Genomic DNA, 16,610 nt, shown 5'->3' on the forward strand with positions numbered 1-16,610 from the left:
GGATCAGATACCCCAGAGAATCTGCACACCCCAGACGAAGTAAGCGAACATCGCAACGCCGCATACCGCCTGGAACAGGAAACGAATCGCAGTTGCCGACTTGCCGAACGCCATTGGCGTCAGGTAGTCGGTGGCAATGGTCCACATGCCGACCCAGGCGTGAGCGCCCAGGGCAACGAGGGCCAGCAGACTGAAGATCCGCATCGCGTTGTTGGAGAACAGACCGTGCCACTGGGCATAGTCGATACCTGGGTGGGCTACGACGTAACCGATCAGGAAGAGGAAGTAAGCCGCGAGAACGACCGCAGAGACGCGCTGTGCCATCCAGTCATAGAGGCCCGAACGCGACAGGTTCGTGACATTGGTTACCATACCCAAACTCCCACCAGAACGATCACCACCACGGAGATGACAATCACGATTTTCGAGCCCAGTTTGCCGCCTTCCAGCGTCTCACCGATGCCCATGTCCATGATCAGGTGGCGAACACCTGCCACCAGGTGATACAGCAGGGCGGACAGCAGGGCCCAGGTCACCAGTTTGGCCAGCGGACTGGTCAGACACGCCTTCACCTCACCGAAGCCTTCCTCAGAACCCAGGGACTTGCCCAATGCATAAAGCATGATGGCCAGGCCGAGGAACAGGATGACGCCGGAGATACGGTGCAGAATGGACGTGTACGCGGTGATCGGGAGCTTGATGGTCCTTAGGTCTAGGTTTACAGGTCGTTGGCTTTTCACGGCTTTTTTCACACTGAAGAGCCCCTAGCGAACAGGGCAAAGTTGTTGGTAAGTGTACTGGTCAGGTACCCACCACCCAGGGAACGGCGACCCCCAGCAGTTCGGGCTTGCAAGCCCCTGGCGGTCGGGTGCCGAGTATAGACAGTTAGGCTGCTTATGACAACGTGATGGGGTAGCCCAAATAGCGCATTGCCTTTAGCGAGCAAAAGGCGTAAATGGGCGACAATTTCGAGAAAAATCAGGCCTCAGGCCCCGTTTCAACCAGCCTTTAGGCAAATTGACATCTGAATTTATCCCTCTATAGTGGTGCGGGCCCTGCGTGGGGGGTCTGTCTGATGATTTCAAGCATTAATAGGAGGCCACATGGCTGACAAAAAAGCGCAGTTGGTCATCGAGGGCGCTGCCCCCGTCGAGCTGCCCATTTTAACCGGCACCGTTGGTCCTGATGTAATCGACGTCCGCGGGTTGGGGGCCACTGGTCACTTCACCTTCGACCCTGGTTTCATGGCGACTGCCTCGTGCGAGTCGAAGATCACCTACATCGACGGCGACAAGGGTATTCTGCTGCACCGCGGCTACCCCATCGAACAGCTCGCCGAACAATCGGACTACCTCGAAACCTGCTACCTGCTGCTCAACGGCGAACTGCCGAATGCCGAGCAGAAGGCCCAGTTCGTCAGCACCGTGAAAAACCACACCATGGTTCACGAGCAGCTGAAGTCCTTCTTCAACGGTTTCCGCCGCGACGCTCACCCCATGGCGGTGATGTGCGGTGTGGTCGGCGCCCTGTCGGCGTTCTACCACGACTCCCTGGACATCAATAACCCGCAACACCGCGAAATTTCCGCGGTGCGCCTGGTCGCCAAGATGCCGACCCTGGCCGCGATGGTTTACAAGTACTCCATGGGTCAGCCGATGATGTACCCGCGCAACGACCTGTCGTACGCGGAAAACTTCCTGCACATGATGTTCAACACCCCGTGCGAGATCAAACCGATCAGCCCGGTGCTGGCCAAGGCAATGGACCGGATCTTCATCCTCCACGCCGACCACGAGCAGAACGCCTCCACCTCCACCGTGCGCCTGGCAGGCTCCTCGGGTGCCAACCCGTTCGCCTGTATCGCCGCCGGTATCGCCGCACTGTGGGGCCCTGCCCACGGCGGTGCGAACGAAGCCGTACTGACCATGCTCGATGAAATCGGCGATGTCTCGAACATCGACACCTTCATCGCCAAGGCCAAGGACAAGAACGATCCGTTCAAGCTCATGGGCTTCGGTCACCGCGTTTATAAAAACCGCGACCCACGCGCCACCGTGATGAAGCAAACCTGCGACGAAGTCCTGCGTGAGCTGGGCATCAAGAACGACCCGCAGCTGGAACTGGCCATGCGCCTGGAAGAGATCGCCCTCACCGATCCTTACTTCATCGAGCGCTCGCTGTACCCGAACGTCGACTTCTACTCGGGGATCATCCTCAAGGCGATCGGCATTCCGACCAGCATGTTCACCGTGATCTTCGCCCTGGCGCGTACCGTCGGCTGGATCTCGCACTGGAAAGAAATGCTCTCCAGCCCGTACAAGATTGGCCGCCCGCGCCAGCTGTACACCGGCGAGCAGAAGCGCGACATCGTCGCCCTGACCGACCGCAAGTAAGCTCCTCGAGCCGAACGCAAAAAGGCTGCCCTCGGGCAGCCTTTTTTATTGCCATGTCCCGTCCTGAATAAGGTTTACACCTCCCATCCCGAATTTCCGGAGATCCAGATGGCGCAAGGTGTTAAGCGTACTCAGCGTGATTACTCCCGGGCGGCAGGTCCAGTGGGTGACGTCGATGGCCGCTTCGGTCGGGCCGTACAGGTTGTACAGGCCCGCCCCTGGCAGGCGCTGCAGGGTCTGGCGCGCCAGCTCGGCCGGCAATGCCTCGCCACTGCACACCACACGCTTGAGGCTGCGGCAGCTTTCCACCGCTTCGTGGGTCATGAACGCCTGCAGCATCGACGGCACGAAGTGCAGCGTGCTGATGGCGTACTGGTTGATGGTGTCGACCAGCAGCTGCGGGTCGCGGTGGGCACCCGGCTGGGCCATGACCAGGCGCGCACCGGTCATCAGCGGCCAGAAGAACTCCCACACCGACACGTCGAAGCTGAACGGGGTTTTCTGCAGCACGCTGTCACTGGCGTCCAGGCCATAGGCTTTCTGCATCCACCACAGGCGGTTGACCAGTGCCTGGTGGCTGTTGCCGGCGCCTTTCGGGCGGCCGGTGGAGCCGGAGGTGTAGATCACGTAGGCCTCGGCTGGAAAACACCCGCTGAAGCTCTGAATGAGTATCTAAAATCTGTTCAACAATCTTGTGTTGCGACGATCGATTGAATCCGCCCAATACACCAGTCAACGCTTCCAGTCTGAGCTGCTTGGACATGGCATAACCCAAAGCATGAGCCGCAGAGGCCAATGCTGGGACAACGCACCAATGGAGCGATTTTTCGGCACGCTCAAGTCAGAATGGGTGCCTGCCAAGGGCTACTCAGAAATTGAAGAAGCTAGACAGGACATGACCAGCTTCTTTATGCGTTACAACCGCATTAGGCTCCACAGCTACAACAACTACCTGTCGCCAATAGCCATGGAGCAGCAAGCGGCTTGATCACCGTAATCGGTGTCCGGAAAAACTTGACCAGAACAAGCCCGCTCCCACAGGTTCATCACTGCCCGTAAAACCAGTGATGCACCTGTGGGAGCGGGCTTGCCCCGCGAAGAGGCCGGCGCAGGCGACGCATTATTCAGTCCCTGCGGTAAGGCAACATCCCCCGCGCCTCTTCGGCATACCCCTGCACCCCTTCCCGCTCCTGCAACAAAAACCCTTCCACCGCCCGCCGCAACCCGGGATGCAGCAGGTAATGCCACGACCGCGTCAGCACCGGCTCGAACCCTCGGATCAGCTTGTGCTCCCCCTGGGCCCCCGCATCGAACCGCTGCAAGCCTTCAGCAATGGCAAAGTCCATGCCCTGGTAGAAGCACGTCTCAAAGTGCAGCCGGTCGAACTCATCCAGGCATCCCCAGTAACGGCCATACAGGCTGTCACCGCCCACCAGGCTCAGGGCCATGGCCACGTCACGCCCGCCTTGCCTGGCCATCACCACCCGCAGCGCCTCGGGCATGCGCTCGGCCAGCAGGCTGAAGAACTCACGGGTCAGGTACGGCGCGCGCCGGCGCACTGCATAGGTGTTGGCGTAGCACAGATAGACAAAGTCCCACTGCGCCTCATCCAGTTCATCACCCCGGTACCACTGAAAGTCGATGCCCTGCCCGGCCACTTGCTCGCGCTCTTTGCGCATCTGCTTGCGCTTGCGCGAGCTGAGCGTGTCGAGAAAGTCCTGGAAGTCCCGATAGCCTCGGTTGCGCCAGTGGAACTGGCAACCCAGCCGCTCCATCCAGCCTGGCAAGCCGGCCATCTGCTGGTCCAATGCCGGGTCGGTGAAGTTGATGTGCGCGCCAGAGAGCCCGCCCTTGCCCAGGTACTCGGGCAATGCTTGCAGCACCAGCAGGCCATCGGCGGGGTCGGCGGCCAGCAGGCGCGGGCCACTGACCGGGCTGAACGGCACGGCGCCCAGCAGCTTGGGGTAGTAGGCAATGCCTGCCCGCTCACAGGCATCGGCCCAGCCGTGGTCGAACACGTATTCGCCAAACGAATGCCACTTGCGGTAGGCCGGCAGCACGGCGCGTACCTGCCCTTCACGCTCCAGCACCAGGTGCTCGGCAGCCCAGCCGGTGGAGCGTGCAACGCTGCCACTGTCCTCCATCGCGCTGAGAAAGGCGTGGCGCAGAAACGGTTGGCCCGCAGGCACCAGGGCATCCCAGGTGGCCGCCGGAAGATCACGCAGATGAGCAAGGCTGTACAGGCTGGTCACGGTTTCGACTCGCTGTCTTGAGGCCCTCAGTATCCCGGAAGAATGGCCCATCACTCAAATGACGATCACCTGGCCAATCTGTTCATTGCCGATTACTTAACAACAGTGCCACTAATTAGACATTAATCTGTCATTCCCCCCCGCAATACTTGCGCCTGTTTTCCGGAACCCCAGAACCTGTCTATTCAGGCCCTTTCCGAAGACATGCCAACACAGGGGCGAGCGCTGAGCCTCCCCCATTTTTTTCTAGTAGGGAGAACCTTATGCGTCTTGTTTCCACACTTACCGGAGTGAGCCTCACCGGCATGATGCTGGCTCTGAGTACTCCGGCCAGTGCTGCTGTCGACGCCAAGCTGCTCGAAATGCTCCGCGCCAATGGCTCGATCAACCAGGCGCAGTACAACGAACTGCAAGGCGATCTGGCAAAAGAGACCAAGGAAAAGGCCGACCAGAAAGCGCAGTCCGAGCGTATGAGTTCCTTTGAACAAAAAGTGGCATGGGCCGCCAAGACCCAGATCAAGGGTGATGTGCGCCTGCGTTACGAAGACGTCAACGTTGACGACCCGAACAGCAGCAGCGGCAACCAGGACCGCCAGCGCGTCCGCGCCCGTGTCGGCTTCTACAGCGAAATCAACCCGCAAGTCGATGCTGGCGTGCGTATCGCCACCGGTAGCAGCGCCGACCGCCGCTCGACCAACCAGAGCTTCGACAACTATTTCGACAAGAAATCGCTGTGGGTCGACCTGGCCTACCTCGACTGGCACCCGACCGCAGTGCCAAACCTGCACCTGATCGGCGGCAAGATGCCACAGCCGTGGGTGAGCATGGGCGATATCATCTGGGACAGCGACATCAACCCGGAAGGCGTGGCCGCGACGTACAAGGCTGACCTGGGCGGCGCCGAAGTGTTCGCCAGTGCCGGTCAGTACACCCTCAAGGACAACGTCGACGGCGACGGCGTGCAGTACAAGCACGATGCGCAGGTCTACCACGGCCAGCTGGGCGCCAAGTTCGCCCCTGCCGACGTGATGAAGGTCACTGTGGGTGCGAGCATCTATGGCTACGACAACGACAAGGAAGCGGCCATTCTGCAGTCGTTCGGCAACACCACCAATGAGTTCAACCTGGTGGAAGGCTTCGGTCAGCTCGACTTCACCGGCTTCGCCATCCCGCTGTCGGCCTACGGCCAATACGTGAAAAACACCGAGAGCACCGACGGTGAAGACCAAGCCTGGCTGGCCGGTCTGAAAACCAAGGTCGGCGCTTGGAGCCTGGACTACAACTACCGCGATGTTCAACGTAACGCCGTGGTCAGCCTGTTCACCGACTCCGACTTCGGCAACGGCTTCACCGGCTCTCGCGGCCACAAGTTCAAGGTCGGTTACGAGATCGACAAGAACTTCTCGCTGGGCGCGGCGTACCTGATGGCCAAGACCGATTTGTCGCAGTTGCCGAACAGCAATGCTGACGTAGACACGCTGCAGGTAGACCTGGAAGCCAAGTTCTAAGCAACCGCTTCACTGCTTCACTCAAGGCGGGAAATGCCGACCCCATCCGGTATTTCCTGCCTTTTTTTGTCTGTGACATTGTAGGGGGCCGCTTTGCGGCCCCGGTAATCAGCGTTTACGCAGAATCACGCTACCCACCGAATACCCCGCGCCAAACGAGCTCAGCACGCCCACCGCACCCTCTGCCAGGTCATCCTGGTACAGGTGGAATGCAATCACCGACCCCGCCGAACTGGTGTTGGCATAACGGTCCAGAATCACCGGTGCCTCTTCTTCGGTGGCTTCACGCCCCAGCAGCTTCTTGACGATCAAGTGGTTCATGCTCAGGTTGGCCTGGTGCAACCAGAAGCGCTTGACGTCGCTCGGCTGCAGGTCATTGGCTTCAAGGTGCTCACCGATCAGCTCAGCCACCTTCGGGCACACTTCACGGAACACCTTGCGGCCTTCCTGGATGAACAACTTGTCCGCAGCACCTTCCCCCTCCTCCGCCGCGCGGTTGAGGAAGCCGAAGTTGTTACGGATGTTGTTGGAAAACCCGGTCCACAACTTGCTGCTGACAATCTCGAACTGGTGCTTCGAGGTGGCCTGGTCGGCACGCTCGATCAGCACGGCGGTGGCGGCATCACCGAAGATGAAGTGGCTGTCGCGGTCGCGGAAGTTCAGGTGGCCGGTGCAGACCTCGGGGTTGACCATCAGTACCGAACGCGCCTGGCCCAGCTGCACGCTGTTGGCGGCGGTCTGGATGCCGAAGGTGGCTGACGAGCAGGCCACGTTCATGTCGAAGGCAAAGCCCTCGATGCCCAATGCATTTTGCACTTCGATGGCAATGGCCGGGTATGGGCGCTGCAGGTTGGAGCACGCGACGATCACACCATCGACATCGGCAGCGGTACGGCCCGCACGTTCAAGCGCCTGGCGAGCAGCGGCCACAGCCATTTCACACAAAATCGACGGCTCGTCATTGGAGCGCTCTGGCAGGCGTGGCTTCATGCGTTGCGGGTCGAGGATGCCGGCCTTGTCCAGCACGAAGCGGCTCTTGATGCCCGAGGCCTTCTCGATGAAAGCGGCGTCGGACAGCGGCGCTGCCTCGACCTCGCCGCGCTCGATGGCGGCGGCGTTGTCGTGGTTGAACTGCTGCGCCCACGTGTTGAAGGACTCCACCAGTTCTTCGTTGGAAATGCTCTGGGCCGGGGTATACAGGCCGGTGCCGCTGATCACGACGTTATGCACGGTCGTTCCTCTGGTCAAAGGCCATCGCCACGGGGCGCTGGCTGGAAAATGCGTAATAGCACTTTAGTGCCAATTTAGTGGCGAGGGCTGCGATCCCTGTGGGAGCGGGCTTGCCCGCGAAGGGCCGCAACGCGGCCCCAAACTGCACCAATATTGCCACAATTCAGGAAGTTTAACCTTCCACCTGACTCCACTGTTTGCTGAGACGCTTGTCAGAAATCGGCACTTTGGTACCCAACTGCTGAGCGAACAACGACACCCGGTATTCCTCCAGCAACCACCGGTACAGCGTCAGTTGCTCATCACGCTTGCCCTCCTGGGCGTGCTTGTCGGCACGTGCCTTGTACTGGGCCCAGAGGTTTGCCAGCTCGCCACTCCAGACGCGGTCCTTCTGCACCTGCGAGCCGAGCTTCTCCAAGCGTAACTCCACGGCCTTGAGGTAACGCGGCAACTCCTTGAACCAGGCGCCCGGGGTTTCGCGAACGAAGCCCGGGTACACCAGGTTGGCCAGCTGTTGCTTGATGTCGTTCAGCGCCACCGCCTGGCTCAGGTCGATCTTGCCTTTGAAGCGCTTCTGCAGCCCGTGCCACAACTTGAGCACTTCCAAGGTCTGGCGCGCCAGGCGCTCAGCGTGCTCGGCCCAACTGCCACGTTTGCGCTCGGCCAAGCCGGCCAAGGCCGCACCGTCGCGCGGCAGCGGGTGTTCACCCTCGAGGATGCAGCTGTCCAGGCTGGCCAGCAGAATGTCTTCGACCAGTGCCTCGACACGGCCCAGCTCGCGGTACAGCAAGCCCAGTTCGGTCAGCCCGGGCAGCTTGCCACGCAAAAACTTGGCAGGCTCCGCCAACTGCTGCAGCAACAGGCGCTGCAAGGCGCGACGGTGCTGAAACTCGGCTTCGGCCTGGGTCGAAAAACGCCCTTCGCGCACGGTGCCGTTTTCGTCCACCAGCGCCGGGTAGACGGTCATCGACAGGCCGGCGATCTTCTGCTGGGTGCTCTGCGCCACTTCACTGAAGGCCTTGGCCTGCACCGGGCGTTCGGCGTTCTCGCTGCGTGGCACGGCCAGTGCGGCCTGGCTGGCGGCGACAAAGCGTGCGGTCAGCTCGGCCAGGTCGCGGCCTTCGCCGAGGAACTTGCCCTGGCCATCGACCACTTCGATGTTCATCCGCAGGTGGCCTTCGACCAAGTTGACCGATTCTGCCCAGGCCTCTTCGGACACACGCGCACCGGTCATGCGCAGCAGCTCCTGGCCCAAGGCCTGGGGCAACGCGCCCTGGCCGAAGGTCATGCGCGCCAGTGCGGCCTTGACGAAGTCCGGTACCGGCACGAAATTCTTGCGCAGAGCCTTGGGCAGGTTGCGCACCAGCGCCACACACTTGGCTTCGATCAGGCCCGGCACCAACCATTCCAGGCGCTCACCCGGCAGGCTTGGCAACAGCGGCGCCGGTACGCGCACGGTCACACCGTCGCGGGGGTGGCCCGGCTCGAAGTGGTAGGTCAACGACAGGCGCAAGTCCCCTACCTGCAGGCTGTCCGGGTACTGCGCCGCGGTGACTTCGCTGGCTTCACGCGCCAGCACGTCTTCTTCGCGCATGATCAGCAGGTTGGCGTCGTTCTGGCTGGTCATGCGGTACCAGGCATCGAAGGTCGCGGTCTGGTGAATTTCCTCGGGCAGGCGCGCTTCGTAGAACGCGTAGAGGGTCTCTTCATCGGCGAGAATATCGCGCCGACGGGCCTTGGCCTCAAGTTCGTCGAGCTGTTCGAGCAGGTGTTTGTTGGCCGCCAGGCACTTGGCCCGCGACTGGATCTCGCCGCCCACCAGCCCCTCGCGGATGAACAGCTCGCGGGAGGTCACCGGGTCGATCGGGCCAAAGTGCACCGGCCGGCGCCCCACCAGAATCAGCCCATACAAGGTGATCTGTTCATAGGCCACCACTTGCCCGCGCTTTTTCTCCCAGTGCGGTTCGAAGTGGTTCTTCTTGACCAGGTGGGTGGCCAGCGGCTCGATCCAGTCGGGCTCGATCTTGGCAACCATCCGCGCATACAGTTTGGTGGTCTCTACCAGTTCGGCAGCCATGACCCACTGCGGGCGCTTGCGGCCCAAGCCCGAGGACGGGTGGACCCAGAAGCGCCGCTGACGGGCACCTTGGTAATCGCCCTCTTCCGTCTTCTGGCCGATCTGGCTGAGCAGGCCGCTGAGGATGGCCTTGTGCATCCGCTGGTAATCGGACGGTTCCTTGTTGACCGTCAATTGCAGGTCACGGCAAATCAGCGCCAGCTGGCGGTGGGCATCGCGCCATTCGCGCAGGCGCAGGTAATTGAGGAAGTTCTTTCGGCACCAGTTACGCAACGGGTTGGCCGTCAACGCCTGGCGCTGTTCTTCAAAGCCACGCCACAGGTTGACCAGTGCGGCGAAGTCGGAATCGACGTCCTTCCACTGAGCATGCGCCTGGTCGGCCGCCTGCTGGCGCTCCGGCGGCCGCTCGCGCGGGTCTTGCACCGACAGGGCGCTAGTGACGATCAACACTTCCTGCAGGCTGCCCTGGCGTGCGCCTTCAAGCAGCATGCGGCCCAGCCGTGGGTCGATCGGCAAGCGCGCCAGCTGTCGCCCAAGCGGGGTCAACTGGTTCTCGCGGTTGACCGCCGAGAGCTCCTGCAACAGGTTGAAACCGTCGCTGATGGCCTTGCCATCCGGCGGCTCGATGAACGGGAATGCGTCGATCGCACCCAGGCGCAGGTGCAGCATCTGCAGGATCACCGCCGCGAGGTTGGTGCGCAGGATCTCAGGGTCGGTGAACGCCGGCCGGGCGTTGAAATCCTCTTCGCTGTAAAGGCGTACACAGATGCCCGGTTCGACCCGGCCGCAGCGGCCCTTACGCTGGTTGGCGCTGGCCTGCGACACCGCCTCGATCGGCAGGCGCTGGACCTTGGCGCGGTAACTGTAGCGGCTGATGCGGGCGGTGCCGGTGTCGATCACATAACGAATGCCCGGCACGGTCAGCGAAGTCTCGGCGACGTTGGTGGCCAGGATCACGCGGCGCCCGGTGTGCGACTGGAAAATGCGGTGCTGCTCGGCGGGCGACAGGCGCGCATACAGCGGCAGAATCTCGGTATGGCGCAGTTGCGCCTTGCGCAAGATCTCTGCGGCGTCGCGGATTTCCCGCTCGCCCGGCAAGAAGATCAGCACATCCCCAGGGCCCTTGGCCTCGCTGCGCTCATGCTGCGCCAGTTCGTCCAGGGTGGCGAGGATCGCCTGGTCGACGGTGAGGTCTTCCTCGATCTGGTTGCCTTCCTCGTCCTGCTCGCTGGTCAGCGGGCGGTACCAGGTTTCGACCGGGAAGGTGCGCCCCGACACCTCGATGATCGGCGCGCCATCGAAGTGCTGGGAGAAGCGCTCAAGGTCGATGGTCGCCGAGGTGATGATCAGCTTCAGTTCCGGGCGGCGGTGCAGCAGGGTCTTGAGGTAGCCGAGCAGGAAGTCGATGTTGAGGCTGCGTTCGTGAGCCTCGTCGACGATGATCGTGTCGTAGCGTTCGAGGAAGCGGTCGTGCTGGGTTTCGGCCAGCAGGATGCCGTCGGTCATCAGTTTGACCAGGGTATTGGCATCACTCTGGTCTTCGAAACGCACCTGGTAGCCGACCAGCCCGCCCAGCGGCGTGCCGAGTTCTTCGGCGACACGGGTAGCGACGCTGCGCGCAGCGATACGGCGTGGCTGGGTGTGAGCGATCAGGCCATGGCTACCGCGCCCCAACTCGAGGCAGATTTTCGGCAACTGAGTGGTCTTGCCCGAGCCGGTCTCACCGGCAATCACCAGCACCTGGTGCTCGGCCAGCGCCTTTTTGATCTCGTCACGTTTGGCAGCAATCGGCAGGCTGTCGTCGTAGCGCACGGTTGGCACGCTTTGCTGGCGTGCGGTGACCTGCGCGCAGGAGGCCTGGACCTTTTCCACCCACTGGGCGAGCTTCGCTTCGTCCGGGCGTTTGCGCAGCTCGTGCAATTGCCGACGCAGACGGTGGCGGTCGGCGATCATGGCGTGGTCGAGGTTTTTCAGGAGCTGGTCGATGGCTTGGTCTGTCATGGGGCTTTTTAGTGATGCAGGTGAGCCTGCTTTTTCATGATCGGCATTTGAAGAGGCGCAATTGTCGCAGATTTGCGGGTTCTTTGCTGTCCGCGCTGGCCGCACCTTTGTGTGTAGGAGCAGCCTTGTGCTGCGAAGAGGCCGGTGACAACAACGGTGATGTCGGTTGCTATCACCGCCCTCTTCGCAGCACAAGGCTGCTCCTACAACGATCAGGCAGGCGCGCTATGTTTAGTGAAGGCTGATGTAAAGGTTGCCATTCACTGCTTTAATCAACCTTACGCCGCATGTGAGTATCAAAGGCATGACTCCCGCCCAGCCTATCGCCCCACCGTCCTCCCGCCCTTCGCTGCCGAAGGCCCGGAGCCGTGCTGGGGAAAATCCGCTGGTCCACATCATCCTCGCCTTCTGGGCTTTGTGGCACTGCCGTCACGCGCGCCCACCGGACACTTCGCTCACGCCATTGTGACCCAACCCGGCCACCGTCTGGCCGTTTGACTCAACTGGGCCGCCTGCATGCGCGGTGGCCCTGTGCGCCCGTGAGCGAATTCATCATGCACTTTGCACCCGTAGAGCACGCCAGCCAATTCCTGGCCGACAACCCCGATATCGAGCTGTTCGAGCTGTTCATCCTCGACGCCAATGGCGTCCCCCGCGGCAAGCTGCTACACCGCGAGGAACTGCTGGCGGTCTACCAGACCGGGCGCCCGCTGCCCAGCACCATCCTGGGCCTGACCCTCAATGGCGATGACGTCGAAAACTCTGGCCTGGTCTGGGACGTTGGCGACATCGACTGCCGCGCCTACCCACTGGAAGGCAGCTTGGTGCGCCTGCCCTGGCGGCGCGTACCCACCGCTGCCGTGCAGGTCAGCATGCACCCCAGCGAAGGCCTGCCGGCGAGCATTGCCGACCCACGCCATGTGTTGCTGCGCACTGTCGAAGCGCTCAAGGCCGATGGCTACCACCCGGTGATGGCGTGTGAACTGGAGTTTTACCTGCTCGACCAAAAACGCGATGCCCAGGGCCGCCCGCAGCCGGCTCTGGACAACGACGGTGGGCGCCCGCGCAGTACGCAGGTGTATGGCCTGCGTGAACTGGAACAGATCGAGCCCTTCCTCGCCGACCTTTACGCCGCGTGCAAAGCCCAGGGTATCCCGGCCCGCACGGCGATCTCCGAGTACGCACCTGGCCAGGTGGAAATCACCCTTGAGCACGGCGATGCGCTGCTGGCCATGGACCAGGCCGTGCGCTACAAGCGCCTGGTCAAAGGCGTGGCCCATGCGCATGGCATGCAGGCTTGTTTCATGGCCAAACCCTTTGCACAACTGGCCGGCACCGGCATGCACATGCACCTGAGCCTGGCCGACAGCGCCGGCAAAAACCTGTTCGCCAGCGAGGACAAGGCCGGTACGCCGTTGTTGCGCCAAGCGGTGGCCGGCATGCTGCGCCACCTGCGCGATTCGCTGCTGCTGTTTTGCCCCAATGCCAACTCGTTCCGCCGCTTCCAGGCCAACAGCTACGCGCCACTGGCGCCCACCTGGGGCGTCGACAACCGCACGGTCAGCCTGCGCGTACCGGGCGGCCCGGCCAACAGCCGACACGTGGAGCACCGCATCTGCGGTGCCGATGCCAACCCTTACCTGGCCGCAGCGGCCATCCTCGCCGCCAGCCACCGCGGCATCCGTGAACAGCTGGACCCCGGCGCCCCCGTTGAAGGCAACGGCTATGCCCAGGCCACCGAGCACTTGCCCACCGACTGGCTGACCGCCCTGGATGCCCTGCAGCATTCGGGCTGGGCCCGGGAGGCACTGGGCGCTGAATTTCTTGGGGTGTACCTGAAGGTCAAGCGCGCCGAGTACCGCCAGTTCATGGCCGAAGTCAGCGAACAGGACTGGCGCTGGTACCTGCACCAGGCCTGAGCCCCATTCATAACAAGGAACACCCATGAACGCAGCATTGAACAAGGGACCGGCCCAACGCGCGCCGTCCTATTACAGCGCCACCCTCAATGACCACACGCAGTACCCGACCCTCAAAGGCACCGTGCACGTCGACGTGGCCATCATCGGCGGTGGGTTCACCGGCGTGGCCACCGCTGTGGAGCTAGCAGAGCGCGGCCTGAAGGTGGCCATTGTCGAAACCAACCGCATCGGCTGGGGCGCCAGTGGGCGCAATGGCGGCCAAGTGACCGGCAGCTTGTCGGGCGACGAAGCCATGCGCACGCAAATGCGCGATCGCCTGGGCAGCGAGGTGGATGATTTCATCTGGCACCTGCGCTGGCGCGGGCACCAGGTCATCGAGCAACGGGTGGCACGCTACGGCATCGACTGCGACCTCAAACGCGGCCACCTGCATGCCGCGATGAAGCCGTCGCACTTGAACGAACTGCGCGGTTTCGCGGCCGAGGCAGAGCGTCGCGGCATGGGCGATCAGGTCGAGATGCTCGACCGCAGCGCCATGGCCCAGCACCTGCAGAGCCCGCTGTACCTGGGCGCCTTGAAAAACCGCCGCAACCTGCACCTGCACCCGCTCAACCTGTGCCTGGGCGAGGCCCGCGCCGCCCACAGCCTGGGCGCGTTGATCTTCGAGCATTCAGAGGTGCTGGACATCGTCCACGGCCCGCGCCCGGCAGTGGTGACCGCCGAGGGGCGCATCGAAGCCCGCCAGGTGATGCTGGCCGGCGATGTCTACCACAAGCTGGAGCAACGCACGCTCAAGGGCAAGATTTTCCCGGCCATGGGCGGCATCGTTACCACTGCGCCGCTGGGTGAACTGGCCGAGCAGATCAACCCGCAGGACCTGGCGGTGTATGACTGCCGCTTTGTCCTCGACTATTACCGCCTGACCGCCGACAAGCGCTTGCTGTTTGGCGGCGGCGCCAACTACTCCGGGCGTGATTCACGCGACATCGAAGGTGAACTGCGGCCCTGCATCGAACGCACCTTCCCGGCGCTCAAAGGGGTGCCGATCGAGTTCCAGTGGAGTTGCGCCATGGGCATCGTGGTCAACCGCATCCCGCAACTGGGCAAGCTCTCGGACAATGTCTGGTACTGCCAGGGTTACTCCGGGCATGGCATTGCCACCAGCCACATCATGGGCGAGATCATGGCCGAAGCGCTGACCGGGACACTGGAGAAGTTCGACACTTTCGCGCAGTGCAAGCACGTGCGGGTGCCGATGGGGGACTTGCTGGGGAATCCGCTGTTGGCGGCGGGGATGTGGTACTACCAGATGCTCGAGAAATTGCGCTGATTTCACCGGCCCTTTCGCGGGCAAGCCCGCTCCTACAGTGAGATACCTTTAGGAGCGGGCTTGCCCGCGAAAGGGCCAGCAAAGCCAGCCCAGAATACAGCCTCAAGCGATCTTCTTGAGCCCTTGCTTCTTCAGCTCTTCATCGCGCAACTCACGGCGCAGGATCTTGCCCACGTTGGTGGTCGGCAACGTATCGCGGAACTCGATGTAGCGCGGCACCTTGTAGCCGGTGACATTGGCGCGCATATGCTCCATCACCTGCTCCTTGGTCACGGTCATGCCCGGCTTGACCACGATGAACACCTTGATCACTTCGCCCGACTTTTCGTCCGGCACGCCGATGGCCGCACACTGCAGCACACCTGGCAGGCCGGCCAGCACGTCTTCCAGCTCGTTGGGGTACACGTTGAAACCGGAGACCAGGATCATGTCCTTCTTGCGGTCGACGATGCGCATGTAGCCGTCCGGCTGGATCAACGCGATGTCGCCGGTCTTGAGCCAACCCGCGCTGTCGAGGATCTCGGCAGTGGCGTCCTCGCGCTGCCAGTAGCCCTTCATCACTTGCGGGCCCTTGATGCACAACTCACCCACCTCGCCCAGCGGCAGTTCATTGCCACTGTCGTCGATGATCTTGCACAGCGTCGAAGGCACCGGAATACCGATGGTGCCAACCTGGTTGGCCTCGGACGGGTTGACGGCGGCAACCGGGCTGGTTTCGGTCATGCCATAGCCTTCGCAGATGGCGCAACCGGTAACGGCCTTCCAGCGCTCGGCCACGCTCAATTGCAGGGCCATGCCGCCAGACAAGGTGATTTTCAGCGCAGAGAAGTCCAGCGCGCGGAACCCTTCGTTGTTGCACAGGGCGACGAACAAGGTGTTGAGGCCAACGAAGCCGCTGAATTTCCACTTGCTCAGCTCTTTGACCATCGCCGGCAAATCACGCGGGTTGCTGATCAGCACGTTATGGTTGCCGATCAGCATCATTGCCATGCAATGGAAGGTAAAGGCATAGATGTGGTAAAGCGGCAGCGGCGTGATCAGGATCTCGCAGCCTTCATGCAGGTTTGAGCCCATCAGCGCCCGGCATTGCAGCATGTTGGCCACCAGGTTGCGGTGGGTCAGCATCGCGCCCTTGGCCACGCCCGTGGTACCGCCGGTGTATTGCAGCACGGCGACATCGTTGGGTTGCGGGTTGGCCTCGGTGACCGGCTGGCCCTTGCCCAGCGCCAGGGTGTCGTTGAAGCGCACTGCACGCGGCAAATCATAGGCCGGCACCATCTTCTTCACGTACTTGATCACACTGTTGATCAGCAGGCGCTTGAGCGGCGGCAGCAGGTCGGCCACTTCGGTGACGATGACATGCTTGACCTGGGTCTTGGGCACTACTTTTTCGGCCAGGTGGGCCATGTTGGCCAGGCACACCAGCGCCTTGGCACCGGAATCGTTGAACTGGTGCTCCATCTCCCGCGTGGTATACAGCGGGTTGGTGTTGACCACGATCAGCCCTGCACGCATGGCGCCGAATACCGCTACCGGGTATTGCAGGACGTTTGGCAGTTGCACGGCAATGCGATCACCCGGTTTCAGGTCGGTGTGTTGCTGCAGCCAGGCGGCAAACGCCCCCGACAGCGCATACAGTTCGCCATAAGTGATAGTCTTGCCCAGGTTGCTAAAGGCCGGTTTGTCGGCAAAGCGTTGGCAGGATTGCTTGAGTACCGCCTGGATATTGGGGAATTCGTCAGGATTGATTTCCGCCGTAATCCCGGCTGGGTATTTATCCTTCCAAAAATGTTCGATCATGGAAGCCCACTCCTTCAGCAACAGCGAAGTTCGATTCACGCGTCGATGCGCTTATTATTGATATGTGATGGCGGCTCATTGCAAACCGGATCATCTG

Annotated in this window: 11 protein-coding genes and 1 pseudogene; 5 read left to right on the forward strand and 7 right to left on the reverse strand. The window is 62.0% G+C overall.

Annotated elements, in window-relative coordinates; translation table 11 throughout:
• Positions 1 to 3: 3 nt before the first annotated feature.
• Together sdhD and sdhC are read right to left on the reverse strand one after the other, a co-directional pair.
• Positions 4 to 372 (reverse strand): succinate dehydrogenase, hydrophobic membrane anchor protein, encoded by a 369-nt coding sequence (gene sdhD / locus ACMCNM_RS21610; RefSeq protein ID WP_027592876.1) that lies wholly within the window; start codon positions 370 to 372, stop codon positions 4 to 6.
• On the reverse strand, positions 366 to 752 hold the full coding sequence (sdhC, locus tag ACMCNM_RS21615; RefSeq protein ID WP_077068487.1) for a succinate dehydrogenase, cytochrome b556 subunit: 387 nt from the start codon (positions 750 to 752) through the stop codon (positions 366 to 368). The genes sdhD and sdhC overlap by 7 nt, the downstream gene beginning before the upstream one ends.
• 351 nt (positions 753 to 1,103) lie before the next feature.
• Between sdhC and gltA the strand changes: the two genes are divergently transcribed.
• Complete coding sequence (gene gltA, locus ACMCNM_RS21620; protein ID WP_027592878.1) at positions 1,104 to 2,393, forward strand: citrate synthase; 1,290 nt, start codon at positions 1,104 to 1,106, stop codon at positions 2,391 to 2,393.
• Positions 2,394 to 2,546: 153 nt separating this feature from the next.
• On the opposite strand, the pseudogene ACMCNM_RS21625 reads toward gltA, so the two are convergent.
• Positions 2,547 to 3,026 (reverse strand): annotated as a pseudogene (locus tag ACMCNM_RS21625) (AMP-binding protein); the annotation flags it as partial.
• Between the two features lie 61 nt (positions 3,027 to 3,087).
• Here ACMCNM_RS21625 and ACMCNM_RS21630 point away from each other — a divergent pair.
• The gene (locus tag ACMCNM_RS21630; protein WP_412765375.1) at positions 3,088 to 3,381 is read left to right on the forward strand and encodes a transposase; all 294 of its coding nucleotides are present in this window, start codon (positions 3,088 to 3,090) and stop codon (positions 3,379 to 3,381) included.
• Between the two features lie 136 nt (positions 3,382 to 3,517).
• On the opposite strand, the gene ACMCNM_RS21635 is transcribed toward ACMCNM_RS21630, so the two are convergent.
• Positions 3,518 to 4,645, reverse strand: a complete 1,128-nt coding sequence (locus tag ACMCNM_RS21635; RefSeq protein ID WP_412765376.1) for a GNAT family N-acetyltransferase — start codon at positions 4,643 to 4,645, stop codon at positions 3,518 to 3,520.
• Between the two features lie 263 nt (positions 4,646 to 4,908).
• Between ACMCNM_RS21635 and ACMCNM_RS21640 the strand changes: the two genes are divergently transcribed.
• Complete coding sequence (locus tag ACMCNM_RS21640; protein ID WP_099455012.1) at positions 4,909 to 6,153, forward strand: putative porin; 1,245 nt, start codon at positions 4,909 to 4,911, stop codon at positions 6,151 to 6,153.
• Between the two features lie 108 nt (positions 6,154 to 6,261).
• On the opposite strand, the gene ACMCNM_RS21645 is transcribed toward ACMCNM_RS21640, so the two are convergent.
• On the reverse strand, positions 6,262 to 7,383 hold the full coding sequence (locus ACMCNM_RS21645; protein WP_099430154.1) for a beta-ketoacyl-ACP synthase III: 1,122 nt from the start codon (positions 7,381 to 7,383) through the stop codon (positions 6,262 to 6,264).
• Positions 7,384 to 7,555: 172 nt separating this feature from the next.
• Positions 7,556 to 11,461, reverse strand: coding sequence for an ATP-dependent RNA helicase HrpA (hrpA, locus tag ACMCNM_RS21650; protein WP_412765377.1), 3,906 nt, complete (start codon positions 11,459 to 11,461; stop codon positions 7,556 to 7,558).
• A 554-nt stretch (positions 11,462 to 12,015) separates the two neighbouring features.
• Between hrpA and ACMCNM_RS21655 the strand changes: the two genes are divergently transcribed.
• Positions 12,016 to 13,380, forward strand: coding sequence for a glutamine synthetase family protein (locus ACMCNM_RS21655; RefSeq protein WP_412765378.1), 1,365 nt, complete (start codon positions 12,016 to 12,018; stop codon positions 13,378 to 13,380).
• Positions 13,381 to 13,405: 25 nt separating this feature from the next.
• Complete coding sequence (locus tag ACMCNM_RS21660) at positions 13,406 to 14,713, forward strand: NAD(P)/FAD-dependent oxidoreductase (RefSeq protein WP_186681938.1); 1,308 nt, start codon at positions 13,406 to 13,408, stop codon at positions 14,711 to 14,713.
• Between the two features lie 102 nt (positions 14,714 to 14,815).
• On the opposite strand, the gene fadD1 is transcribed toward ACMCNM_RS21660, so the two are convergent.
• On the reverse strand, positions 14,816 to 16,513 hold the full coding sequence (gene fadD1, locus ACMCNM_RS21665) for a long-chain-fatty-acid--CoA ligase FadD1 (RefSeq protein WP_412765379.1): 1,698 nt from the start codon (positions 16,511 to 16,513) through the stop codon (positions 14,816 to 14,818).
• Positions 16,514 to 16,610: the final 97 nt, after the last annotated feature.

The organism is Pseudomonas sp. NGC7, assembly GCF_047159675.1.
Taxonomy (GTDB): Bacteria; Pseudomonadota; Gammaproteobacteria; order Pseudomonadales; family Pseudomonadaceae; genus Aquipseudomonas; species Aquipseudomonas kermanshahensis.